20 protein-coding genes and 2 pseudogenes are annotated in these 22820 nt (G+C 71.6%); 15 read left to right on the top strand and 7 right to left on the bottom strand.

The window, feature by feature from the left end; all coding sequences use genetic code 11:
- Positions 1-17: 17 nt before the first annotated feature.
- Positions 18-1232 (bottom strand): FAD-dependent monooxygenase, encoded by a 1215-nt coding sequence (locus ACLQ24_RS14325; RefSeq protein ID WP_425891911.1) that lies wholly within the window; start codon positions 1230-1232, stop codon positions 18-20.
- Between the two features lie 160 nt (positions 1233-1392).
- Entirely contained in the window at positions 1393-2052 is a 660-nt protein-coding gene (locus tag ACLQ24_RS14320; protein ID WP_425891910.1) for a PadR family transcriptional regulator, read from the bottom strand.
- A 106-nt stretch (positions 2053-2158) separates the two neighbouring features.
- On the opposite strand from ACLQ24_RS14320, the gene nadD reads away from it, so the two are divergent.
- The 4 genes and pseudogenes from nadD (at position 2159) to ACLQ24_RS14300 (ending at position 4846) form a co-directional block, all read left to right on the top strand.
- Positions 2159-2755 (top strand): nicotinate-nucleotide adenylyltransferase, encoded by a 597-nt coding sequence (gene nadD / locus ACLQ24_RS14315; protein WP_425891908.1) that lies wholly within the window; start codon positions 2159-2161, stop codon positions 2753-2755.
- A 110-nt stretch (positions 2756-2865) separates the two neighbouring features.
- On the top strand, positions 2866-3273 hold the full coding sequence (gene rsfS / locus ACLQ24_RS14310; protein WP_355053184.1) for a ribosome silencing factor: 408 nt from the start codon (positions 2866-2868) through the stop codon (positions 3271-3273).
- Positions 3270-3899, top strand: coding sequence for a histidine phosphatase family protein (locus ACLQ24_RS14305; RefSeq protein ID WP_425891906.1), 630 nt, complete (start codon positions 3270-3272; stop codon positions 3897-3899). The genes rsfS and ACLQ24_RS14305 overlap by 4 nt, the downstream gene beginning before the upstream one ends.
- A gap of 69 nt (positions 3900-3968) precedes the next feature.
- Positions 3969-4846 (top strand): annotated as a pseudogene (locus ACLQ24_RS14300) (DegV family protein).
- A 116-nt stretch (positions 4847-4962) separates the two neighbouring features.
- On the opposite strand, the gene ACLQ24_RS14295 reads toward ACLQ24_RS14300, so the two are convergent.
- On the bottom strand, positions 4963-6441 hold the full coding sequence (locus ACLQ24_RS14295) for an arabinofuranosidase catalytic domain-containing protein (RefSeq protein WP_425891905.1): 1479 nt from the start codon (positions 6439-6441) through the stop codon (positions 4963-4965).
- Between the two features lie 225 nt (positions 6442-6666).
- On the opposite strand from ACLQ24_RS14295, the gene ACLQ24_RS14290 reads away from it, so the two are divergent.
- The 4 genes from ACLQ24_RS14290 to ACLQ24_RS14275 all read left to right on the top strand — a co-directional run bounded on the left by ACLQ24_RS14290 (position 6667) and on the right by ACLQ24_RS14275 (position 11384).
- Positions 6667-7428 (top strand): helix-hairpin-helix domain-containing protein, encoded by a 762-nt coding sequence (locus ACLQ24_RS14290; RefSeq protein WP_425891903.1) that lies wholly within the window; start codon positions 6667-6669, stop codon positions 7426-7428.
- On the top strand, positions 7425-9806 hold the full coding sequence (locus ACLQ24_RS14285) for a ComEC/Rec2 family competence protein (protein ID WP_425891901.1): 2382 nt from the start codon (positions 7425-7427) through the stop codon (positions 9804-9806). The genes ACLQ24_RS14290 and ACLQ24_RS14285 overlap by 4 nt, the downstream gene beginning before the upstream one ends.
- A gap of 178 nt (positions 9807-9984) precedes the next feature.
- Positions 9985-10965 carry a DNA polymerase III subunit delta gene (gene holA, locus ACLQ24_RS14280; RefSeq protein ID WP_425891899.1) on the top strand — a complete coding sequence of 327 codons (981 nt, stop codon included), beginning with the start codon at positions 9985-9987 and terminating at the stop codon, positions 10963-10965.
- Positions 10962-11384 carry a hypothetical protein gene (locus tag ACLQ24_RS14275; protein ID WP_425891898.1) on the top strand — a complete coding sequence of 141 codons (423 nt, stop codon included), beginning with the start codon at positions 10962-10964 and terminating at the stop codon, positions 11382-11384. The genes holA and ACLQ24_RS14275 overlap by 4 nt, the downstream gene beginning before the upstream one ends.
- 259 nt (positions 11385-11643) lie before the next feature.
- Here ACLQ24_RS14275 and rpsT read toward each other — a convergent pair whose 3' ends face one another.
- Complete coding sequence (gene rpsT / locus ACLQ24_RS14270; RefSeq protein WP_053656074.1) at positions 11644-11910, bottom strand: 30S ribosomal protein S20; 267 nt, start codon at positions 11908-11910, stop codon at positions 11644-11646.
- Between the two features lie 159 nt (positions 11911-12069).
- Positions 12070-13056 (bottom strand): aminoglycoside phosphotransferase family protein, encoded by a 987-nt coding sequence (locus tag ACLQ24_RS14265; protein WP_425891896.1) that lies wholly within the window; start codon positions 13054-13056, stop codon positions 12070-12072.
- A gap of 60 nt (positions 13057-13116) precedes the next feature.
- Between ACLQ24_RS14265 and ACLQ24_RS14260 the strand changes: the two are divergent.
- The 7 genes and pseudogenes from ACLQ24_RS14260 to ACLQ24_RS14230 all read left to right on the top strand — a co-directional run bounded on the left by ACLQ24_RS14260 (position 13117) and on the right by ACLQ24_RS14230 (position 20399).
- Positions 13117-13652 (top strand): annotated as a pseudogene (locus ACLQ24_RS14260) (DUF4240 domain-containing protein).
- 116 nt (positions 13653-13768) lie between these two features.
- Entirely contained in the window at positions 13769-15643 is a 1875-nt protein-coding gene (gene lepA / locus ACLQ24_RS14255; protein WP_425891894.1) for a translation elongation factor 4, read from the top strand.
- Positions 15644-16070: 427 nt separating this feature from the next.
- Positions 16071-16355: a GlsB/YeaQ/YmgE family stress response membrane protein gene (locus tag ACLQ24_RS14250; protein ID WP_007463997.1), complete on the top strand. Its 285-nt coding sequence runs from the start codon at positions 16071-16073 to the stop codon at positions 16353-16355.
- 225 nt (positions 16356-16580) lie between these two features.
- Entirely contained in the window at positions 16581-17867 is a 1287-nt protein-coding gene (locus ACLQ24_RS14245; protein WP_425891892.1) for a sugar ABC transporter substrate-binding protein, read from the top strand.
- On the top strand, positions 17864-18850 hold the full coding sequence (locus ACLQ24_RS14240; protein WP_425891890.1) for a carbohydrate ABC transporter permease: 987 nt from the start codon (positions 17864-17866) through the stop codon (positions 18848-18850). Before ACLQ24_RS14245 ends, ACLQ24_RS14240 begins: the two co-directional genes overlap by 4 nt.
- Positions 18844-19677, top strand: a complete 834-nt coding sequence (locus ACLQ24_RS14235; protein WP_425891940.1) for a carbohydrate ABC transporter permease — start codon at positions 18844-18846, stop codon at positions 19675-19677. The genes ACLQ24_RS14240 and ACLQ24_RS14235 overlap by 7 nt, the downstream gene beginning before the upstream one ends.
- 77 nt (positions 19678-19754) lie before the next feature.
- A complete protein-coding gene (locus tag ACLQ24_RS14230) occupies positions 19755-20399 on the top strand; it encodes an MOSC domain-containing protein (RefSeq protein WP_425891889.1) in 645 nt (214 codons plus the stop codon).
- A 168-nt stretch (positions 20400-20567) separates the two neighbouring features.
- On the opposite strand, the gene ACLQ24_RS14225 is transcribed toward ACLQ24_RS14230, so the two are convergent.
- A complete protein-coding gene (locus ACLQ24_RS14225; RefSeq protein ID WP_088988074.1) occupies positions 20568-21470 on the bottom strand; it encodes a phytanoyl-CoA dioxygenase family protein in 903 nt (300 codons plus the stop codon).
- Between the two features lie 222 nt (positions 21471-21692).
- Positions 21693-22553 carry a hypothetical protein gene (locus ACLQ24_RS14220; RefSeq protein WP_425891886.1) on the bottom strand — a complete coding sequence of 287 codons (861 nt, stop codon included), beginning with the start codon at positions 22551-22553 and terminating at the stop codon, positions 21693-21695.
- Positions 22554-22820: the final 267 nt, after the last annotated feature.

Raw genomic sequence — 22820 nt, 5'->3', positions numbered from 1 at the left:
ACCCCGCGCCCCCGTGTTCAGCGCAGGGCGGGTTCCGCCGTGACCGGGGCGTCGAAGTCGATGGCGTAGCGCTGCTCGTGGGCGATGGTCCGCTCCGGGTCCATCGCCGTCCGCACGAGCAGCGGCATCAGCAGCGGCATCAGCGTCCGGGCGACCGGCCCGGGGGCCTTGGTGTGGTTGATCCGCGCCGCGCGGGCGGCGACCTTCTCGACCCGGGTGCGACGCAGCCGCACGTACGCCTCGAAGGCCGACGTCACGTCGGGCAGGTCCCGCAGGCAGCGGGCGAGCTGCACCGCGCTCTCGATGGCGAGCGAGGCGCCCTGCCCGGAGCTGTTCGACGGCGCGTGCGCGGCGTCACCGACCAGCACCATGCGGCCCCGGTGCCAGTGCGGCACGGGCGGCATGATCTGCAACGCGCCGACCACCTGGAGGTCGTCGGCGACGCTGGTGGCCATCAGTTCCCGGCCCGGGTCGTCGTCGCCGTAGGTGGCGCGCAACGTGTCCAGCCACTGCTCCGCCGGCACCGCGCGGGCCTCGACGATGCCCATCGGCCGCTGCCCCGGCAGGTTGGCCCCCCAGCGGGTGCCGCCACCCGGCTCGGGCCAGTACAGGTAGTAGCCGCGCCGCCCGAAGGCGAACGTCATCGTGCCCGGCTCGGCGTCCACCTCGTGTCGGGCGACCGCCTCGAACCCGAGCAGCCCGGTGAACCGGGGGCCGGGCGCGGCCGGGTCGATGAGGCCACGGACCGTGGACCGGATGCCGTCCGCGCCGACCAGGACGTCGGCGGTGGCCGTGCTGCCGTCCGCGAAACGTGCGGTGACGCCGCCGTCGGTCTCCTCGACGCCGACCAGCCGTCTGCCGTACGCGAAGGGGACGCCCTCGGCGACAGCCCGGTCGTGCAGCAGCCGGTGCAGCTCGGCCCGGTGCACGACGCGCAGCGGCGGCACCCCGGCCAGCATCGGCAGGTCGATGCGCCGGGAACCGACGGCCATGACGCTGCGATGGATTTCGGTGGCGATCGCCGTCACGGCCTCGTCCGCGCCGACCGCTTGCAGGGCGGCCACGCCGTTGGGCGCGAGCGCGAGGGTGCCGCCGATGCCACCCGCCCCACTGGCGGTCGCCGGGTACGCCTCGGCGACGGTGGCGGTGATGCCGGCGCGGTGTAGCGCGAGGGCCGTCACCGGCCCGGCGATGCCGCCGCCGATGACGAGCGCGGTTCGTACCGTTGTCATGCTGTGTCTCCCTGGTGTCGGCGCGTGGGTGCGTACGAACCAACCTGGGAGGGGACCCGACTATCCTCGTGGTTGCCGCTTCGGGCCGGGTTCCTGCTCAGGTGCCGGTTCGGGGTAGGGCTCCGGCGGGGTGTTGGCGCACCCCGCCGGAGCTGTCTTGTCAGTCGGCGCTGTCGGGGTCGCCGCTGGTCCTTGCGGCCAGCTCGGTCAGCTCGGCCGGCATCTCGCCGGTCTCGTGGAAGGCCCGCCAGGTGTCCAGCCCCGGGTAGCTGCCCGCGGTGAGCTCCGCGACCAGGGCCCGCAGCCAGGCCGCTTCGGCGTCCCGGATGGCGAGGTCGTACTCGGTCTCCACCAGGAACAGTCGCGGGATCTCCCGCAGGTGGGCGTCGAGCGTCTCGCGGTCGCGCCGGAGCGCGTCGTCCAGCCGCTCGAGCCGCTGCCGGAGCAGGTCGGTGGCCTCGTCGGGATGCAGCGCGGCGAGCACGGACAGGCCGGCCCGGAAGCGGGGATGCTCCGGCATCGGCGTGCCGACCAGCTCGCGCGCCCAGTCGACCAGCTCGGCCCGCCCCGCGTCGGTGATCCGGTAGACGGTGCGCTCCGGTCGTCGGCCCTCGCGGACGCTCTCCACGGCGGCGATCAACCGGTGTTTGTCCAGGTTGCGGATCACCGTGTAGAAGGAGCCCCACTTGAACTCCATGTCCTGGTCCTTGCCCCAGGCGCGCAGTGTGCTGGCCATCTCGTAGGGGTGCATGGGCCGCTGGACGAGTGCGGAGAGCACGGCCAGTGCCAGCAGGTTGCCGACCTTGCGCCGCTTCGGCATGACGTACCTCCCAAATACTCGTAGACGAGTATACGCATGCGGGTATTTGTGTCGCCAGCCCTCGGGCCACCACGACCGGCGCACACGGCCGGCCTACGATCACGGGGTGGAGGAAGATATCCGGCGGATCGGGATCATGGGTGGCACCTTCGACCCGATCCACCACGGGCACCTCGTCGCGGCCAGCGAGGTGGCGGACCGGTTCGGCCTGGACGAGGTGGTCTTCGTCCCGACCGGGCAGCCGTGGCAGAAGGCTGACGAGCCGGTCAGCCCCGCCGAGGACCGGTACCTCATGACGGTCATCGCCACCGCCTCCAACCCCCGCTTCCAGGTCAGCCGCGTCGACATCGACCGCAGCGGGCCGACCTACACGGTCGACACCCTGCGCGACCTCCAGGCCGAGTACGGCCCCAAGGTGCAGCTCTTCTTCATTACCGGCGCGGACGCGCTGCAACGCATCCTGTCCTGGAAGGACCTGGACGAGATCTTCGAGCTGGCGCACTTCATCGGCGTGACCCGGCCCGGGTTCGCGCTGTCCGACAAGCACCTCCCGGCGGACACGGTCAGCCTGATCCAGGTGCCCGCCATGTCCATCTCGTCGACGGACTGCCGCGCCCGGGTCGCCCGGGGAGAACCGGTCTGGTACCTGGTGCCCGACGGTGTGGTGCAGTACATCGCCAAGCGACGCCTCTATCAGCCCTGATCGCGTCGGGTATGCACCGTTTCGTGCGTCTAACCGACCAGAACTGACGGGTCGGGACCTCGCCGGGTGTGAGACGCTTGGAGGATCGCACGCCTGATCGAAGGAGAACGGTGACAGTTTCCGAACGCGCGCACGAGCTGGCGATCGCCGCCGCCCAGGCAGCCGCCGACAAGAAGGCGCAGGACATCGCGATCATCGACGTCGGCGACCAGCTCGCCATCACCGACGCGTTCCTGCTCGCCGCCGCCCCCAACGAGCGTCAGGTGCTCGCCATCGTCGACGCCATCGAGGAGCGCCTGCTGGAGCTTCCGGAGAAGGCCAAGCCGATCCGGCGCGAGGGCGAGCGCGGCGGCCGCTGGGTGCTGCTCGACTACGTCGACATCGTGGTGCACGTCCAGCACACCGAGGAGCGCGAGTTCTACGGGCTCGACCGCCTCTGGAAGGACTGCCCCACCATCCCGTTCGTCGACCGCGACCTGGTCGAGGCCGACGCCAGCGGGTCCGCCGCGGCCGAATGACCCGGCTGATCGTCTGGCGGCACGGCAACACCGACTGGAACGCCGCCAACCGCGTCCAGGGGCAGACCGACGTACCCCTCAACGACCTGGGCCGCGACCAGGCCCGCTCCGCCGCGCCGCTGCTCGCGTCGCTGCGACCCGACGCCATCGTGTCCAGCGACCTGAGCCGCGCCGCGGAGACCGCCGCGGCCCTGGCCGCGCTGACCGGGCTGCCGGTACGCACCGACGCGCGGCTGCGCGAGCGGCACTTCGGCCAGTGGCAGGGCCTGCACCTCACCGAGGTCGCCGAGCGTTTCCCCGCCGAGTACGCGCGCTGGCGGGCCGGCGACCCGGCCCCGGGGGCAGATCTGGAGCCGCTGCACGAACTCGGTGAGCGGGTGGCCGCCGCGCTCCTGGCGGCGGCCGACGCGACCCCCGGCGGGAGCGTGGTCATCGCCACCCACGGCGGTGGCTCCCGCCAGGGCGTCGGCCACCTGCTCGGCTGGCCCGCCGACGTGCTGCGCACCATCGGCTCGCTGGCCAACTGCCACTGGACGGAGCTGCGGCACGACGACGTTCGAGGCTGGCAGCTACGTGGTCACAACGTCGGCCTCGTCACCGCGCCGGCCGTCGTCGACGTGGTCTGAACGCCGATCCCGCCGAAGCCGACGGGCGCACCTCGGCGTACCGCGTCCTGATCGGCTAGCGTGCCGGGCATGCCCGTCGCGGTCGTCACCGACTCCACCGCCTACCTCCCGCCCGAGCTGGTGCGGCGGCACCGGCTGACCGTCGTCCCGCTGACCGTCGTGCTCAACGGCGCGGAGGGGCTGGAGGGAGTGGAGACGCAGCCCGCCGACGCCACCCGCGCACTGGGCGAGCGGCGGGTGTCGGCCAGCACGTCCCGCCCCGCCCCCGAGCAGTTCGCCCGGACGTACCGCCGCCTCCTCGACGACGGCGCCGACGGCGTCGTCTCGGTGCACCTGTCCGCCGGCCTGTCCGGCACCGTCGAGGCGGCCCGGCTGGCCGCCGTCGACGTCGACGGCCGGGTCGAGGTCGTCGACAGCCGCTCCACCGGCATGGGGCTCGGCTTTCCGGCCATCGCCGCCGCCACCGCAGCCCAGGCCGGGGCGGACCTGGCCGGTGTACGCGACGCGGCGCTCGCCGCCGTCGCCCGGACCACAGTCTGGTTCTACGTCGACACGCTGGAGTTCCTCCGCCGGGGCGGCCGGATCAACGCCGCCGAGGCGCTGCTCGGCACCGCCCTCTCGGTCAAGCCGATCATGCACATGCCGGACGGGGCGATCGTGCTGCGCGAGAAGGTGCGTACCGCCAGCCGGGGAGTGGCCCGGCTCGTGGACCTGGCCGTCGAGGCGGCCGGCGACGACGACGTCGACCTCGGCGTACACCATCTGGCCGCACCGCACCGCAGCGCGCCGAGGCGCTGCTCGCCGCCCTCACCGCGCGTCTCGGCGAACGCCTGCACGACACGTACGTCTCCGAGGCGGGCGCGGTGGTCGCCGCGCACGCCGGGCCGGGCCTGGCGTGCGTGGTCGTCCACCGTCGGCCCCGGCCGCGAGCTTCGTCAACGGGGTGACCCTGCCGGTGGACGGGGGACGGGCGGTGCTCGGCCTGGACCCGGAGGCCCGCTGACCGATGTGCGGGCGGGCCGCCTCCGGATCGTGACGTCTCGGAGGCGGCCCGCCCGCCCGCTCAGCTACGCAGGGACCACTGCTGGTTCTGTTGGCCGTTGCAGGCCCAGAGGATGAGTTTCGTGCCGTTGGCGGTGCCAGCGCCGTTCGCGTCCAGGCAGAGCCCGGACTGGACGCCGGTGATGGTGCCGTTGGCGTTGACGTTCCACTGTTGGTTCGTGCCGCCGTGGCAGTCCCAGATGATCACCTGAGTGCCGTTGGCGGTGCCCTGGCCGTTGGCGTCGAGGCACTTGTTGCCGTACACCTGGATCTGCTTGCCGGCGGTGTAGGCCCAGCGTTGGGCGGCGCTGTTGCTGATGCAGTCCCACAGTTGCACCTGAGTGCCGTTGGTGGTGGTGCCGTTCGGCACGTCGACGCAGCGACCGGACTGGGCGCCCACGATCTGGGCGTTCTGCTGCGGGTTGCCGCCGCTGGCGGGGGTGTAGGCGGCAGCGGCGATGTTGGCCTGCACGGCGTCCTCGGTGGCCGCCGTCGGGTAGCCGGAGGTCAGCACACCCTCGAAGAAGGTGCCGCGGCCGGTGATGCTGTTGTCACCACCGATGCCGAGGAGGATGGCACCCTCCTTCTTCATGGGGTTGTAGCCGTTGGGCCGTCGACCGTCGAAGTAGGTGGTCAGGCCGCCCGACTGCGCGTCCCCACCCCGGATCGCCCAGTGGTTCGGCTCGCCCTTGACCATGGCCGTCACGAAGCGGTGGTTGATGGACGCGATGTTGTTGTAACCCGCATTCACCCCCGAGAACAGGCCCCACTCCAGGTCAGCCATGATCCAGGGACCCGCCCCTGCTCCGTAACCCCACTGCTTGTTCGCGCCGAAGTAGACCGTCTCCATGATGGCGCGTTCGTCGGCCTGGACGTTGGTCTGCGCGTTGCCGTAGTCGAAGCAGCACCACTGGTTGTAGTGCGTGCCGTCGACGACGGCGTAGATGCCCTCGGGCTGGTCGCCGGTCGCGACGCCGTTGGTGTTGTTGTTGCGGTAGCCGGTGCCGGGGGCAATGTAGACGCCGTACGCCTTCTGCCCGCCGATGGTGACCGGTGCCGCCTTCGCGTCGGCGAGGTAGTCGTACCCGCCGGCGGCGGGGCCGCTGAAGCCGCCCGGAGGCGCCTGGGTGAGGCGGTTGTTGCGACCGGACTGGTCGTAGATGATCGTGATGACGCAGTTCGTGTTGGCGCAGAACGTGTCCTGGGTGGCCGCGTTGGCGACGCCGCCGGCGCTGACCACGCCGACGTCGCGCGTGGTGTTGTCAGACGAACGGCGGACCTGGTAGAGCGCACCGTCGTACGCCCCGTACAGGGCCCGGGTGGTGCTGTGCGCGGCGACGCACGGTGTGCCGCCGGAGGCGTAGATGTCGCACGGTCCGGTGCCGGCGGCGCGGGCGACGCCCGGCGACTCCGAGACCACGTAGGCGCCGGCGACGGCGACGAGGACCAGCAGGGTCCCCGCTGCGGCCAGCAGGCGGTGCAGCCTTCTCTTCACGTCCATGGATTCCCCTCAATTGCGGCGGTGGTGGTGTGGGGGTGACGTCACGCGTGATAGCGCTAACATTAATCGTTATCCATGCGTAGGCGCTACCTTCCGGCGCTGGATGGGCCTCCTTGCCCTAGCAGACGCGAGCATGATCAGGGCGTTGTCCACAGTGGTGCCGGCTGTCCACAAGTCGGGGCGGGATGCCCCCCGTCGTGGCGTCCGCCGTCCTAGCGTCGCGGCGTGGCACAGGACGAGGAGACAGAGGTACGCCAGCGTCTGCGCCGGTTGACGGCCCGGACGGGTGGCCCGCCATCGCTCCCGTCCGGTGCCGGTGGGTCGACGGCGGCGGCGGACGTGTCCACCGGTCCCGGCGACGGTGCGCCACGACTGCCCGGCCCCGGAGCGTTCGATCCGGGACGGCGCGGTGTGCGGGCGTTGGCGGTCGTGGCCCTCGTGGTGGTGCTGGCCGCCGCCGGTTGGGCCTGGCGGTCCCGGCCGCACGCGGAACCGGTCGCCCCGCCGGCCACCGAGGCCACCCCCGTCGCGGAGGGCCAGGGCAGCGCGTCGGCATCCGGCGAGCTGGTGGTGGCGGTCGCGGGCAAGGTACGCAGACCCGGGCTGGTGCGCGTACCGGCCGGGGCCCGGCTCGCCGACGCCCTCCGGGAGGCCGGCGGCCCGCTGCCCGGCGTCGACGTGACGCTGCTCAATCCCGCCCGAAAGGTCACCGACGGCGAGCTGATCGTCGTCGGGGTGACGCCACCACCGGCACCGGGCGCTGCGGCCGCTCCCACCGCCGCCGGGGCACCCGGCGGGTTGGTGAACCTCAACACCGCGACGCTCGCCCAGCTCGACGCGCTACCGGGGGTGGGACCGGTGCTCGCCCAGCGCATCCTCGCCTACCGGGATCAGCACGGCGGGTTCACGGCCGTCGGCGACCTGCGCCAGGTCGACGGTATCGGCGACGCGCGGTACGAGCAGCTCAAGGACCTGGTGACAGTGTGAACGCCCCACCTGTCGTCGGTGCCCCGCCGCCACCGGACCTCCGGCTCGCCGGGTTGGCCGTGGCCGCCTGGCTCACCGCGCTCGCCGGCCTGCACCTCGGCGTCCGTCCACTGCTGCTGGTGGCCGCCGGGGCAGCAGTGTCGACCGCGCTGGGCACCCTGCACCTGCTCGGCCGGCTCGGTCGCCCCGGGGCTCGCGCCCGCCGTTACGGCTGGGTCGCCGTCGCGGTCGGCCTCGGCGTGCTGTGCGGCGCGGCGACGACCGCGGCCCGGCTGGTCGTCCGGGACGCGCCGCCGGTCCGCGCCCTCGCCGAGAAGCGCACCCCGGTCACCGCCGACCTCGTCATCCGTGACGATCCGCGCCCGATCCGCTCCGCCGGGCGTCCCGGCATGCTGCTGGTGTCGAGTGACCTGGTCCGGCTGACCGGTCCGGACGGCCGGCGGCTGCGGGCGTCGGTACGGGTACTGGTCCTCGCCACCGACCCGGCCTGGCGGGGGCTGCTGCCGGGGCAGCGGCTGACCGCCGAGGGGCGGCTCGGTGTTCCGCGCGGCGGTGACCTCACCGCGGCGGTGCTCGCCACCAACGGTCCACCGGAGCGGCACGGTACGCCGTCCCGGGCGCAGCGTGCCGCCGGCACGTTGCGCGCGGGTCTGCAACGGGCCTGCGCGCCGCTGCCCGACGACCCGGGCGGCCTGCTGCCGGGGCTGGTGGTGGGCGACACCAGCCGCCTGCCGTCCGCCGTCGAGGAGGACTTCCGGGCGACCGGCATGACGCACCTCAATGCCGTCTCGGGCAGCAACGTCGCGATCGTGGTGGGCGCGGTGCTGCTGGTGGCCCGCTGGGCGCGCGCCGGACCGTGGCTCGCCGGGCTGCTCTGCGGGGTGGCGCTGGTGGGCTTCGTCATCCTGGTCCGTCCCTCACCGAGCGTCGTACGTGCCGCCACGATGGGGGCGGTCGGGCTCGTCGCGCTGGCCGCCGGTCGACCCCGGGCGGCGTTGCCCGCGCTGGCCGCCGCCGTCACGGTGCTGGTGCTCGTCGACCCCGAACTGGCCGGCGACGCCGGGTTCGCGCTGTCCGTTCTGGCCACCGGGGGCCTGCTGCTGCTCGCGCCGCTCTGGCGGGACGGGCTGCGCCGCCGGGGCGTTCCGGCCGGGTTGGCCGAGGCGTTGGCGGTGCCGGCGGCGGCCCAGGTGGTGTGCGGTCCGGTCGTCGCCGGAATCTCCGGCACGGTCAGCCTGGTGGCGGTGCCGGCCAACCTGCTGGCGGTGCCGGCCATCGCCCCGGCGACGGTGCTGGGCGTGACGGCCGCCGTGCTGTCGCCGGTCTGGCCGGCCGGCGCCGGGTTCGTCGCGTGGCTGGCGAGCTGGCCGGCCTGGTGGCTGGTCGTCATCGCCCGCCACGGCGCCCGCCTCCCGGCCGGCACCCTGCCCTGGCCGGGTGGGGCGTGGGGAGCCCTGCTGCTGGCCGGGCTGACCGTGGCGCTGCTGGTGGCCGCCCGTCGACCGCTGGTGCGCCGGCTGGTGGCGGTCGTCGCCGTCGCCGTCCTGCTCGGCGCCCTCGGAGTCCGCCTGATCGCCAGCGGCTGGCCGCCGCCCGGTTGGGTGGTGGTCGCCTGCTCCGTGGGGCAGGGCGACGCCCTGGTGCTGCCCGTCGCACCCGGCCGGGCGGTGTTGGTCGACGCCGGGCCGGACCCGGGCGCGGTGGACGGGTGCCTGCGGCGGCTCGGCATCCGGGAGGTGTCGCTGCTGGTGATCAGCCACTTCCACCTCGACCACGTGGGTGGGGTGGCCGGGGTGTTCCGGGGGCGACGGGTGGCGGCCGTGCTGACCCCGCCCTCGACGGAACCGGCGAGCGGTCGGGCGGCGGTCCGCGCGGCGGCGACCGGCGGCCGGGCCACGATGCTGGACACCACCGCCGGGGCCCGGCACCGGGTCGGCGGTGTCGAGCTGCTGGTGCTCGGTCCGCCGTACCCGCTGGCCGGCACCCGATCGGACCCGAACAACAACTCGCTGGTGCTGCGCGCCACGGTCGCCGGCGTCTCGGTCCTGCTGCCCGGCGACGCCGAGACCGAGGAGCAGCACGCCGTGCTGGTCCGGACGCCGCCGGGACAGCTACGGGCGGACGTGCTGAAGGTCGCGCACCACGGCTCGGCGTACCAGGACGAGAGCTTCCTCGCCGCCGTACGGCCGGCCGTCGCGTTGGTGCCCGTCGGCGTCGGTAACACGTACGGGCACCCGAACCGCGCGCTTCTGGCCCGGCTGAGCAGGCACGGCGTCCGGGTCCTGCGGACCGACACCGACGGCGACGTGGCGGCGATCCGGACCGCCGACGGTCTGGCGGTGGCCCGCCGAGGGGCGCCACCGGGACGACGACCGTGAGAGGAACCGCAGGGCAGAGGTGCCGGCGCGGTGGAAATTGCTCGCGCCGAGACGAAATCCCGACCGTATTGCGGATTGAATGATGAACTGAGGTAAATGTCTGGATTTGCGCTTAGTGCGGGCCGCACCGACCGGGCGGCGAATGAGCAGGCGCGTACCCGCCACAGGCCGTGCGAATATGGGCGACGTGACCCCCGCCAGCCTCGCCCCCATTGTGCTCGTCGTCGGCGACGAGGAGCTGCTCGCCACGCGCGCCGTCTCCGAAGCTGTCGAGCGGGCCCGCGGCACCGACCCCGACGTGGACGTCCGCGAGTACCAGGCGGGTGCGCTCGCCGTCGGCGAGATCGCCGAGATGCTCAGCCCGTCGCTGTTCGGCGGTCGGCGGCTGCTCATCCTGCGCTCGGGTCAGGACGCCCGCAAGGACCTGGTCGCCGCGCTGCTGGCGTACGCCAGGAATCCCGACCCGGAGGTCCAGCTGCTGGTGCTGCACCTGGGCGGCGCCAAGGGCAAGGCGTTCGCCGACGGGCTGCGGTCGGCGGGCGCCACGGTGGTCCCGGCGGCCAAGCTCAAGGGGCACCGCGAGCGGGTCGCCTTCGTCCGTGACGAGATCCGCCGGGCTGGCGGCAGGTGCGCCGACGACGCCGCCAACGCGCTGATCGCGGCGGTCGGCAACGACCTGCGCGAGCTGGCCGCCGCCTGCTCCCAGCTCATGGCCGACACCGACGGGCGAATCACCACCGAGACGGTGGCCCGTTACTACCGGGGTCGGGTCGAGGTGACCGGCTTCACCGTGGCGGACGCCACCATGGTCGGCGACGTACCGGCCGCCCTGGAGGCGCTGCGCTGGGCCCTGCACGTCGGCGTCGACCCGGTGCCCATCGCCGACGCCCTCGCCGACGGGGTGCGTACGGTGGCCCGGGTGGCGTCGGCCGGGCGCGGCAGCCCGTACCAGCTCGCCAGCAGCCTCGGGATGCCGGCGTGGAAGATCGAGCGGGCGCAGCGGCAGGGGCGCGGCTGGACTCCGGAAGGGCTGGTCCGGGCCATGCAGGTCGCCGCGGAGTGCAACGCGGCCGTCAAGGGGGGCTCGGACGACCGGGCGTACGCCCTGGAACGGGCCGTCTTCTCCGTGGCGGCAGCCCGGCAGGGCAGCAGCCGGTGACGGGGCCGAACCGTACGGCGTGGGCCACGGTGCCCGCCGACGAGGAGCGGTACCGGCCGCTCTACGCCCGGCTTCTCGGCCTGCGGTTCGTCAACCCCGGTGGGGTGCTCTGCTTCCTGTTCTTCGAGGGCACCATCGCCCTGGCCGTGCTGCTCGCCCTGGCGGAGCTGGTCACCTGGTGGGCGGTGCTGGTGCTGCCCGTCGTCGTGGCGGCGATGGTCAAGCTCAACGACATGGTGGCCGCGGTGGTGGTCCGTTCCGCCGCGCTCGTACCCGAGCAGGAGCGGGACCGCTTCCGCCGGCAGATGGAGCCGGTGGTCGGCCGGGCCCGGGTCGAGTGGATGTCGCACGCCGTGGCCGCGGTGGCGGTCACCGCCGACCCGGTGCGGCCCACCCGCCGCGCGGACCCGCAGGACTGACGGCCGCCGGGGCCGCGAGCACATCGGCGGCTCGTGGACACACGAAAGCCCCGGACGTGGACACACGGAAGCCTGGACGCACGGAAGCCCGGACGGTGGACGCACGGAAGCCCGGACGGTGGACACACGGAAGCCTGGACGCACGGAAGCCCGGACGGTGGACACACGGAAGCCTGGACGCACGGAAGCCTGGACGGTGGACACACGGAAGCCCCGGACCGGGGTCCGGGGCTTTCCGAATCAGTCTGACGGCGAAGCGTCAGGCGGAGAGTGCCACCACGCGCTTCGCGATCGCGGACTTGCGGTTCGCGGCCTGGTTGGAGTGGATCACGCCCTTGCTGACGGCCTTGTCCAGCTTGCGCGAGGCCTCCTGCATCAGCGCGGTGGCCTTCTCGACGTCACCGGCCTCGGCAGCCTCGTTGAACTTCCGGACGGCGGTCTTCAGCGACGACTTGACCGACTTGTTGCGCAGCCGGGCCTTCTCGTTCTGCCGGTTGCGCTTGATCTGGGACTTGATGTTCGCCACGCGACAGCCTCGTCTTGATAGCTCGGGTTGGTCAGCTTGTGCGCGGCATGACGACATGCGTCACCGCTGCGCGAAGAGCCAGGTTACCAGGTCACCCGGGACGAGCCAAAACGGCTCCACCCGATGGCGCGTGCGGGGCGCTGGCGCTGGGCGGCGCTGTCATCGCCAGCCCTGGCGGTGGGCCAGCCAGTTGAGCGACTGCTCGCCGCTCCAGCGCTGGTGGGCGGGGAGGTGCGGCGAGGCCGTCGGTGGTGCCGCCGCGGCTCCGGTGAGGTAGTAGCCGGCCAACGCGGCCAGGGTCGCGTCCAGCGCGTCCGGGGGCGCGCCGGCGGTGGCCGGGTGCGCGGCGAAGATCCGGTCCGCGTCCAGCCCACCGGTGTACGCGGTGAGCAGCAGGCCGGCCAGATCGAACCAGGCCGGCCCGGAGCAGACCCAGGTCCAGTCGCAGAACCAGGCTCGGCCGTCCGGCCCGATCAGCACGTTGTCGACCCGCAGGTCGCCGTGGATCAGGCCGGTCGCCCCGGCGGCGTACCGGGGGAGGAGCCCCTCCAACTCCACCAGCTCGGGCAGCCGGGCCAGCAGCGGCTTGGGCAGTGGTGGGGTCGGCTCGCGACCGGCGGCGACCTCCTCCCACCAGAGGATGTCCGACCGGGCCAGCTCGGCCAGGTGCGGCAGGCCGAGCGCGGTCAGCTCGGCCGGCGGCTCGGCCAGGGCGGCGGCGACCTGCGCGTACCCGGCGAGGGTGGCGTCCAACTCGGCGGGCACCCAGGGCAGGCGCGGGGTGTGCCCGTCGACGGCGTCGGTGCACAGCACGAACCAGCCGGCCGCGGAGAGGGTCCACCGGGGGCGGGGCGCCGGCAGGTCCGCCGGCAGCCGGTCGAGGATCGCGGCCTCTCGGGCGTACCAGTCGACGAGATGCGGTTGCTCGGCGGCGGGTGCCGCCTTGACGAAGGCCCGGCCGCCGTCGGCGGTGTGCAGCACGGCGGCGAAGCCCCGGGTGAAGCCCGCGGTGGCGACCCGGGCGATGACCACCGGCGCGCCGAGCCGGTCGGCGACCGCGGCCCGCAGCGCCGCCGGCAGCGCCGGCCACGACGGGCGCAGGGCGCTCGCGTGGTACGGCACCGGCGGCAGTTGGGGAGGGGGCACCCCACCATGCTGCCCCGGGGTACGTGCGCGGCGCGCGGCGACACTGCCAGACTGCCAGCCATGAGGACCGGGGACTTCTGGCAGCTGATCGACCAGGCCCGCGCCGGGGGCGGGGGTGAGCCCGGGCCGGTCGCCGCGCGGGCCGTGGCGTTGCTCGCCGAGCGCGATCCGGAGGACATCATCGGTACGCCCAGCACCAGACGCGGGTGCTGGCGGCCTCGCACAAGGCGGACCTGTGGGGTGCGGCCTACCTGATCAACGGTGGTGCCTCGGCCGACGGCTTCGAACACTTCCGGGGCTGGCTGATGACCCAGGGGCGTGCCGTCTTCGCCCGCGCGGTCGGCGAACCGGACTCGCTGGCCGAACTGCCCCAGGTGCGGGCCGCCTCGCTCAGCGGGGAGGAGTTCTCCGCCGAGCAGATGCTGGCGGTGCCGTGGGAGGCCTACCGCAGGGCCACCGCGTCGGAGCTGCCGGAGGCCCGGGAGCCGGTCCGGACGCCGGACCTCAACGACTTCTGGGACTTCGACGACGAGGAGGAGGCCCGCCGACGGCTGCCCCGACTGGCCGCGCTCTTCGTCGAGCCGCCGATGGAGTGAGGAGTCCTCGGGTCGATCCATCGCCCACGCAGCGGGCGTGCCCCGGCGGCGTGGGAACATGGAGGGGGTCGGCGGCGCGCCGGCCTGTTCACGTCAGCCGACCAGAACGGACCGCTGTGCCACCGAAGCTCGATCCCGGCGCGAACGCCCCTGGTTCCACCGACCCCGGTCGCATCCGGAACTTCGGCATCATCGCCCACATCGACCACGGGAAGTCGACCCTGGCCGACCGGATGTTGCAGCTCACCGGTGTGGTCGACCCGCGGCAGATGCGCGCGCAGTACCTGGACCGGATGGACATCGAGCGCGAGCGCGGCATCACCATCAAGAGCCAGGCCGTCCGGATGCCGTGGACCATCCGCGACGGCGAGCGGGTCGGTGAGCACGCGGTGCTCAACATGATCGACACCCCGGGGCACGTCGACTTCACCTACGAGGTGTCCCGGTCGCTGGCCGCCTGCGAGGGCGCCGTGCTGCTGGTCGACGCCGCGCAGGGCATCGAGGCGCAGACCCTGGCCAACCTCTACCTGGCCCTCGAGAACGACCTGCGCATCATCCCGGTGCTCAACAAGATCGACCTGCCGGCCGCCCAGCCGGAGAAGTACGCCGAGGAGCTGGCCCACCTCATCGGCGGGGACCCCGCCGACTGCATCCGCGTCTCCGGCAAGACCGGCGAGGGCGTGCCGCACCTGCTCGACGAGATCGTCCGGCAGTTCATCCCGCCGGTCGGTGACGCCGAGGCGCCCGCCCGGGCGATGATCTTCGACTCGGTGTACGACGTCTACCGCGGCGTCGTCACGTACGTCCGGGTCATCGACGGCCGGATCAGCGCCCGCGACCGGATCAAGATGATGTCCACCGGCGCGGTGCACGAGCTGCTGGAGATCGGCGTCATCTCACCGGAGATGGTGAAGGCCGAGGCCCTCGGCGTCGGCGAGGTCGGCTACCTGATCACCGGTGTGAAGGACGTCCGGCAGTCCCGGGTCGGTGACACGGTCACCATCAACGCCCGGCCGGCGGCCGAGCCGCTGGGCGGCTACAAGGACCCGAAGCCGATGGTCTACTCCGGCCTCTACCCGATCGACGGGTCCGACTACCCGAACCTGCGCGAGGCACTGGACAAGCTCAAGCTCAACGACGCCGCGCTGGACTACGAGCCGGAGACCTCCGGCGCGCTCGGCTTCGGTTTCCGCTGCGGCTTCCTCGGCCTGCTCCACCTGGAGATCATCCGGGAGCGGTTGGAGCGCGAGTACAACCTCGACCTGATCTCCACCGCGCCCAACGTGGTCTACCGGGCGATCACCGACGACGGCACCGAGATCGTGGTGACCAACCCGAGTGAGTACCCGACCGGCAAGATCGCCGAGGTGTACGAGCCGGTGGTGCGGGCCACCGTGCTGACGCCCAACGACTACGTGGGCGCGGTCATGGAGCTGTGCCAGGGCCGACGCGGCAGCCTGCTCGGCATGGACTACCTCTCCGCCGACCGGGTGGAACTGCGCTACACGCTGCCCCTCGCCGAGATCATCTACGACTTCTTCGACCAGTTGAAGAGCCGTACCAAGGGCTACGCCTCGCTGGACTACGAGCCCTCCGGCGAGCAGGCGTCCGACCTGGTCAAGGTGGACATCCTGCTGCACGGCGAGCCGGTGGACGCGTTCAGCGCCATCGTGCACAAGGACAAGGCGTACAACTACGGCGTCACCATCGCCGCCAAGCTGCGTACGCTCATCCCGCGCCAGCAGTTCGAGGTGCCGATCCAGGCGGCCATCGGCAGCCGGGTCATCGCCCGGGAGACCATCCGCGCGATCCGCAAGGACGTCCTTGCCAAGTGCTACGGCGGTGACATCAGCCGTAAGCGCAAGCTGCTGGAGAAGCAGAAGGAAGGCAAGAAGCGGATGAAGATGGTCGGCCGTGTCGAAGTGCCGCAGGAGGCCTTCATCGCCGCCCTGTCCTCCGACTCCGGCGATACCAAAGCCCCCAAAAAGTAACCCCCCGGCCCTTCCGGCCCCCGGCCCTTCCGGCCCCCGGCCCTTCCGGCCCCCGGCCCTTCCGGCCCCCGGCCCTTCCGGCCCCCGGCCCTCCGGGTCCGGCCCGGTCACCAGTGTTGATCAAGAGGTTCGCGTCATCCGAAGCCCGGATCCTGACGCGAACCTCTTGATCGCCGGGGCGGGGCACCGGGGTGGGACCGGGGTTGGCGGGATTTTTTGGTCGGGCTTCCTGAGGTTGTCGCCCCGGGCAACATGTTGTCTGACCTGTATGGACGCGTCATCGTGCCAATCGACGCAGCCGATCGACATCGACGCCGGCGACTTCTTGTGCCGGTGAGTCGGTTTGGATTTTCGGTGGGTCGGGAATTTAACGGTCACGACAGGAAGCACGCGTTGTGTGTCAGACATTCTTAGGAGGAGGGCGACCGTGGAGCTCACCGTGTGGGGCATCATCACTGCCATCGTTGTTGGTCTCATCGTCGGGGCGCTCGGCCGCCTGGTTGTCCCGGGTCGGCAGAACATGCCGATGTGGCTGCACCTGCTGATCGGCGTCGGGGCGGCTCTGCTGGGTACGGTGCTGGCGCGGGCGATGGGTATCGCGACCGAGACCGCTGGTATCGACTGGACCGAGCTGTTGGTGCAGGTCGTGGTGGCCGCGATCGCGGTCGCGCTGGTGGCCGGTGTGGGTGGCCGCCGCCGCGTCACCCGGTAACAACCTGGCATCACCGCACCACTCGAAAGAGCGCCCGGCCGAATGGCTGGGCGCTCTTTCGTGATGTCATGCCCGGGTTCGGCCCGATTCCACGGGCGCCCGCGTCGACGAGCTGCGGTACGGTCGCCACGCGTCGGCCTGCCCCGCCCACTGTCGTAAAGGATTTCTTCGTACTAAGGTGCGGCGGAGAAGGTTAGTTCCAGGCGGCGCGAGGGGAGAAGTGGCGTGAACAGGTGGAAGCGGCTGGCCCCGGTCACCGCCGTGGTGGCCTCGGTCGCCATGGTGATGGGCGGCTGTGGGGGCTCCGGCGAGGACGCGACCGACGACAGCAAGCTCACGGTCTGGATGATGGGTGAGGGCGGCGACGCCCAGAACGCCTTCCTCGACGGCGTGGAGACCGAGTTCCGGCAGAAGCACCCCGACACCGATGTGGTGGTGCAGTACATCCCCTGGCTGGAGGCGCCCAAGAAGTTCCAGGCCGCGCTCGCCGGCGGTGCGGGCCCGGACGTCACCGAGCTGGGCAACACCGAGACCCAGGGCTGGGCCGCACAGGAAGCGCTCGCCGACGTGAGTGGTCGGCTGGGCGGCTGGGCGGACGGCAAGGACCTGCTGCCCGACCTGGTGCGCAACGCGCAGCTCGACGGCAAGCAGTACGGCGTCCCGTGGTATGCCGGCGTGCGGGCGATCTACTACCGCACCGACTGGTTCGCCGAGGCGGGCGTGCAGCCGCCGAAGACGTGGAACGACCTGATCACCGTCGCCAAGGCCGTGCAGGCGAAGAAGCCGGGCACCTACGGCATCGCCCTGCCGGGCAACTCCGAACTGCCCTTCTACTCCTTCCTCTGGGGCGCTGGCGCCGAGATCGCCACCAACCAGGGCGGAGCGTGGAAGTCCGGCTACACGACGCCGGAGGCGCAGCGGGCCGTCAAGTACTGGACCGACCTGGTGACCGTGCACAAGGTCGCCCCGCCGGCCGCCGCCGGCTGGAACGAGATCGACGCGCGGACGCAGTTCGCCACCGGCAAGGCCGCGATGGCGTTCGCCGGTAGCTGGCAGCAGGGCGCCATCAAGAAGGACAACCCCGAAATCGAGAAGGTCTGGGGTACGTTCCCGATCCCCGGCCCGGACGGCAAGGCCGCACCCGGTTTCGCCGGCGGTTCGGACGTGGCGATCTGGAAGGACAGCGAGCGTCAGGACCTGGCCTGGGACTACCTGACCGTGCTGCTCAACAAGAAGAACGCGCAGAGCTTCGCGAGCAGCCTCGGGTTCTTCCCCGTCTACAAGGACCTGGTCGCCAGCGACACGTACGCCAACGACAAGGTGATGGCGGCCTTCGCCACCACCATGCAGAACACCAAGCTCACGCCGCTCACCCCGAAGTGGGTGGAGGTCAGCCGGACGAAGACGGTGACCCAGGCGATGAACAGCTCGGTCATGAAGGGTCAGAAGACGGTCGAGAAGGCTACCGCCGACGCGGCCGGTGAGATGGAAAGCATCCTCAACTCCAAGTGACCACGCTGACCGAGGTGCCGGAGACGTCCGCCGCGCGGGAGAACCCCGCGCGGCGGCGTCGCCGGGTCGACCGCCTGCCCTACCTGCTGCTCCTGCCCGCACTCGTCATCATCGGGGTGCTGCTGCTCTGGCCGCTCGGCCAGGTGGTGGCGATGTCCTTCTACCGGCTCAACAGCGTCCGGCAGTTGCGGGGCGACCGGGAGTGGCCGTGGGTGGGGCTCGGCAACTACACCGACATCCTCTCCGACCCGTTCTTCCTGACGGTGCTGCGCAACACGGTCCTGTTCGCCGCGGCGAACGTGCTGCTCACGATGGTGCTGGGCACCCTGGTCGGGTTGCTGCTCAACCGGCTCGGTCGCAAGATGGCGACCTTCGTGGCCAGTTGCGTGATGCTCGCCTGGGCGACCCCGGCGCTGACCGGCACGATCGTCTGGAAGTGGATCTTCGACGACACGAGCGGCCTGGTCACCTGGCTCTTCAACGCGTTGCCGGACGGGTTCTCGAACGCCCTGTTCGGCCGCAGCGACTGGACCGGCTACGGCTGGTTCAATTCGCCGCTGCTGTTCTTCGCCATCCTCACCCTGGTGGTCGTGTGGCACTCGTTCCCGTTCATCGCGGTGAGCGTGCTCGCCGGCCTCAAGAGCGTGCCGAGCGAGCTGCACGAGGCGGCCCGGGTCGACGGGGCTAGCCCGTGGCGGATCTTCTGGAAGATCACGTTCCCGCTGCTGCGGCCGGTCTTCGGGATCCTGATCGTGCTCTCCACCATCTGGGACTTCAAGGTGTTCACCCAGCAGTTCGTCCTGGCCGGCGGCACCCAGGACCGGCCGACGTTCATGCTCTCCATCTACTCGTACGCCGAGGCCTTTTCGCCGCCGCCGAAGTACGGACTCGGCGCGGCCATCGCGGTGATCCTCACGCTGATCCTGCTCGTGGTCACCGGCTTCTACGTACGGATGGTGCTCAGGCAGGAGGACGAATCGTGAAGAAGGTCGCCCTCAACGGCGCCGGGCTGCTGGTCGCGCTCTTCGCGGCGTTCCCGGTCTACTGGATGATCTCGACGTCGCTGAAGCCGAGCAGCGAGATCTTCTCGTCCACCCCACAGCCGGTGCCGATGCATCCGACGCTGGCGCACTACCGGGAGATCCTCACCGGCAACCTGATCCCCGGGGTGACCTTCCTCGACTTCTTCCTCAACAGCGCGATCGTCGCGGTGTCCACCGTGGTGCTCAGCGGTCTGGTCGCCCTGCTCGCCGCGACGGCGGTGGCCCGGTTCCGGTTCAAGCTCCGGACCAGCTTTCTGATCATGCTGCTGATCGTGCAGATGATCCCGCTGGAGGCGCTGGTCATCCCGCTGTTCCTGATGATCCAGCGGCTCGGGCTCTACAACACCCTGCCCAGCCTGATCCTCACGTACCTCGGTTTCTCGCTGCCGTTCGCGGTGTGGATGCTGCGCGGTTTCGTCGCCGCCGTGCCCAAGGAGCTGGAGGAGGCGGCGGCCATCGACGGCGCGAGCCGCGCCCAGACGTTCCGGCGGGTGCTGTTCCCGCTCGTCGCGCCCGGTCTGGTCGCGACCAGCATCTTCTCCTTCATCACCGCGTGGAACGAGCTGATCTTCGCGTTGACGTTCATCAACGACCAGGGGCGCTACACCCTGCCGGTGGCGATGACCTTCTTCTTCGGCCGGGACGACACCAACTGGGGGCCGGTCATGGCCGCCTCCACGCTGTTCACCCTGCCGGTCATCATCTTCTTCCTGCTGGTACAGCGGAAGATGGTCTCCGGCCTGGTCGCGGGAGCGGTCAAGGGCTGAACCGGCCACCGAGCGCGAGCCCGGCCGGCGAGGTCGCGGGCCGGGTGCCCTCCCACCGCGCCACTAGGCTGGCCGTCATGACGGGCAGGGTGGCAGCGGTGAACCTCGGCATCGTGACCGAGGCGGAGTGGGCCGGCGACGCGAGTGGTCGCAGCGGCATCGACAAGCGGCCGGTCGAGGGATCGGTGGCGGTGCTCGCCGGTGGCCTGGCCGGTGACTTCGTCGCCGAGCGCCCGGTGCACGGTGGCCCGGACCAGGCGGTGTACGCCTACGCCGAGGAGGACGCCGCATGGTGGGCCGCCGAACTGGGCCGAGGTATCGGACCGGGGGGTTTCGGGGAGAACCTGACCACCTACGCGGTCGACGTGACGGGCGCGGTGATCGGCGAGCAGTGGCAGGTCGGTTCCGCTCTTCTCCAGGTCACCAAGCCGCGTACGCCCTGCACCACGTTCGCGGGCTTCTGGGGCGTACCGGACCTGGTCCGGCGCTTCACCGTCCGTGCCAGCCCGGGGGCGTACCTGCGGGTGCTGCGCGAGGGGGAGGTGGGCGCCGGCGACCCGGTCGAGGTGGTCGAGCGGCCCGCGCACGGAGTGACCATCGGTGAGGTGTTCCGGGCGACCAGCCTGGAGCCGGAGCTGCTGCCCCGCCTGCTCGACGCGACCGACCTGCCGGAGTCGATCCGGGAGAGGGCCCGCCGCCGCCTCGCCTCCCGCGGACGGTGAGGTTCTCGCCGAGGCTGGCAGAGAGCCGGGAGAGCAGGAAGATGTAGACCAGGTCGAAGAAGAGTTACCCGTCACGCTACCGACAGTGCGGCACCTGGTGTCCCGGAGGCGGATAGGAGAACGGCCCCCCGCCAACGCTGGCGGGGGGCCGTCTTCAGGCGCGGGTGATCAGCGCAGCCAGGGGATGTTGCGGTCAAGCAGACCGCGCTCCTTGAGCTCCTTGCGCAGCGGGATCTCGTCGTCGACGTACCCGTCCCAGTTGATGCCCCAGTAGTTGGCGGTGTGGGTGCCCTCACCGATCAGCTGGCGCTGCACGGGCGTGCGGTTGCGGTACCACTCGCCGTTCACGTCCGGGTGCAGCTCGTCCAGCGGACGGATCCACCGGTAGGTGTAGCCGACGAAGAGCATCTTGCGGGTGATGGTCGACAGGTTCGTCGAGCGCGAGTGCCACTGCCGGCGGTCGAAGATGAACGCGTCGCCCGGGTTCGCGGTGATCTCCACCGTGCCCTCCGGGTCCGGGTTGTGCACGCTGAGGTCCTTGGGACGGTCCAGCGAGTTCCACAGGTGGCTGCCCGGGATGACCTTGGTCGCGCCACGGCCGGTCTCCGACAGGTCGGAGAGCACGTACGCCACCTTCAGCGAGAACATCGGCCGGGGTAGGTTCGGGTCCATCGTCTCCGGGTCGGAGTTCTGCCGGTACCCGTCCTGGTGCCAACCCCAGTACGGCTTCTCCGGCTCGGCGGCCGGCGGGGTGACGTCCAGGTGGTTGTGGTGGGTGTAGATGTTCCAGCCGGCCAGCCCCCACATGTACGGGAAGGCGATCGGGTGGGTGAGCAGTTCGCCGAAGAGCTCGTCGCGCTCCAGGAAGCCCAGCAGGTGCAGGGTGCCGTCCTTCTTGGTGGTGCCCTTGGCCTGCTCCTCCGCGTAGACGCGGTCGACCGCCGCCTCCAGCGCCGCCCGGTGGTCCTCCGTCAGGACGTTACGCAGCAGGAGGAAACCCTGCTCGTGGAACTCCTTGCGGTCAGTGTCGCTGATCGGTTCGTAGCCGGTCCGGTCGCCGTAATCGAACACCGCGTCGTACCCCTCCCCATGAGGTGAAACCATTTCTGGCACAGGCCGCCGATCGTAACGCGAGTGCCGGGGCGGTGGGAGAGCGAGCGGTGGGGGTACGGCCCGCGACCCGACCGCGTGCAGCGGAACCGGTGCGGGGAGTAACATTTACGCGATCGCCGATGCTATCTGTCGGACTTTGTCCGATTGTGCGGTCACTGCCGGTTAAGAGATCCGGGTCGCTCAGCCCTCGGCGAAGACCTCGGCCACCACCTGACCCGCAGGCCCCTGCTTGCCGGTCACCTGGCCCCAGGTGCCGTTGCGGGCGGTCCACTCCAGGTTGCCGAAGCGGACCCGCTTCACCCCGTGGTCCTGGGCGTGCGACACCAACCAGTGCGCGTACCGCCAGCCGTCGCGCTGGTCCTGCGCCGTCACCGCCAGCCCGGTCTGGCTGGCCTGGTCGGTGATCGACACACCCCAGTCCAGCCCCAGGTTGCGGGTGAGCTGTGCGGCCGCCGCCGCGCCGTGCATCACCGGGGAACGCCCGACCGTGCAGGCCACCGCTTCGGTGGCGTCGCCGAGCAGGGCCTTGGTGAGCACCTCGGAGTCGTCGGCCCACTTCTGGTACGCCTCGGGGAACGCCGAGCGCTGTACCCGCTGGGCGGCGTCGGTGACCCGCATCTTCTCCCAGCCGCGCACCTTCTTGAGCGCCTTGTAGAACCTGTTCGCCGCGTAGCGGGGGTCGCGGATCTGCGCCGGCGTGCCCCAACCCTTACTCGGGCGCTGCTGGAACAGCCCGAGCGAGTCGCGGTCACCGTGGTCGAGGTTGCGCAGCCCCGACTCCTGGTACGCGGCGGCCAGCGCGACCACCACGGCGCGCTCGGGCATGCCGCGCTGGACGCCGATCGCCGCGATGGTCGCCGCGTTCGCCATCTGCTCCACGTCCAGGACCACCCGGCCGTCGGCCTGGACCGTGCAGGTGCGTCCCGCCGGCGGCAGCCGCAGTTCGTCCCCGACCCGCCGGATCACGAGCCAGATCGCGATCACGGCGACGAGGATCAGCACCGCACCACCCGCCACGGCTGCCCGAGTTCGCACCCGCACCCTCCTGAACGACAGTTCGACAAGCGTACGTCCCCGCTGGGGCCGTCCGGGTCGTTCGACCGGTCCGCGGTTCGCTCGGCCGTCCCGTACCGATCGGGACGTTCCCGTTCGGGGGCCGAACTCACCTGCCGCGCCCACCGGGCTCGGGCCTGTCTGCCTAGTGCTGCTCCGCGTTAATTCGTGGAGGGGTGTTGATCAGGTTGTTTCCTTGAGTGGGGTGCCGTCGTAGGTCCAGCGGAAGGGCTTCGCGGTCTCGTTACGGTTGAT

Origin of the sequence: Micromonospora sp. DT4, assembly GCF_049841675.1 — a bacterium.
Taxonomy (GTDB): domain Bacteria; phylum Actinomycetota; class Actinomycetes; order Mycobacteriales; family Micromonosporaceae; genus Micromonospora.
Note: the sequence above shows the minus strand (reverse complement) of the source record. Positions and strands in the feature narration are given on the sequence as shown.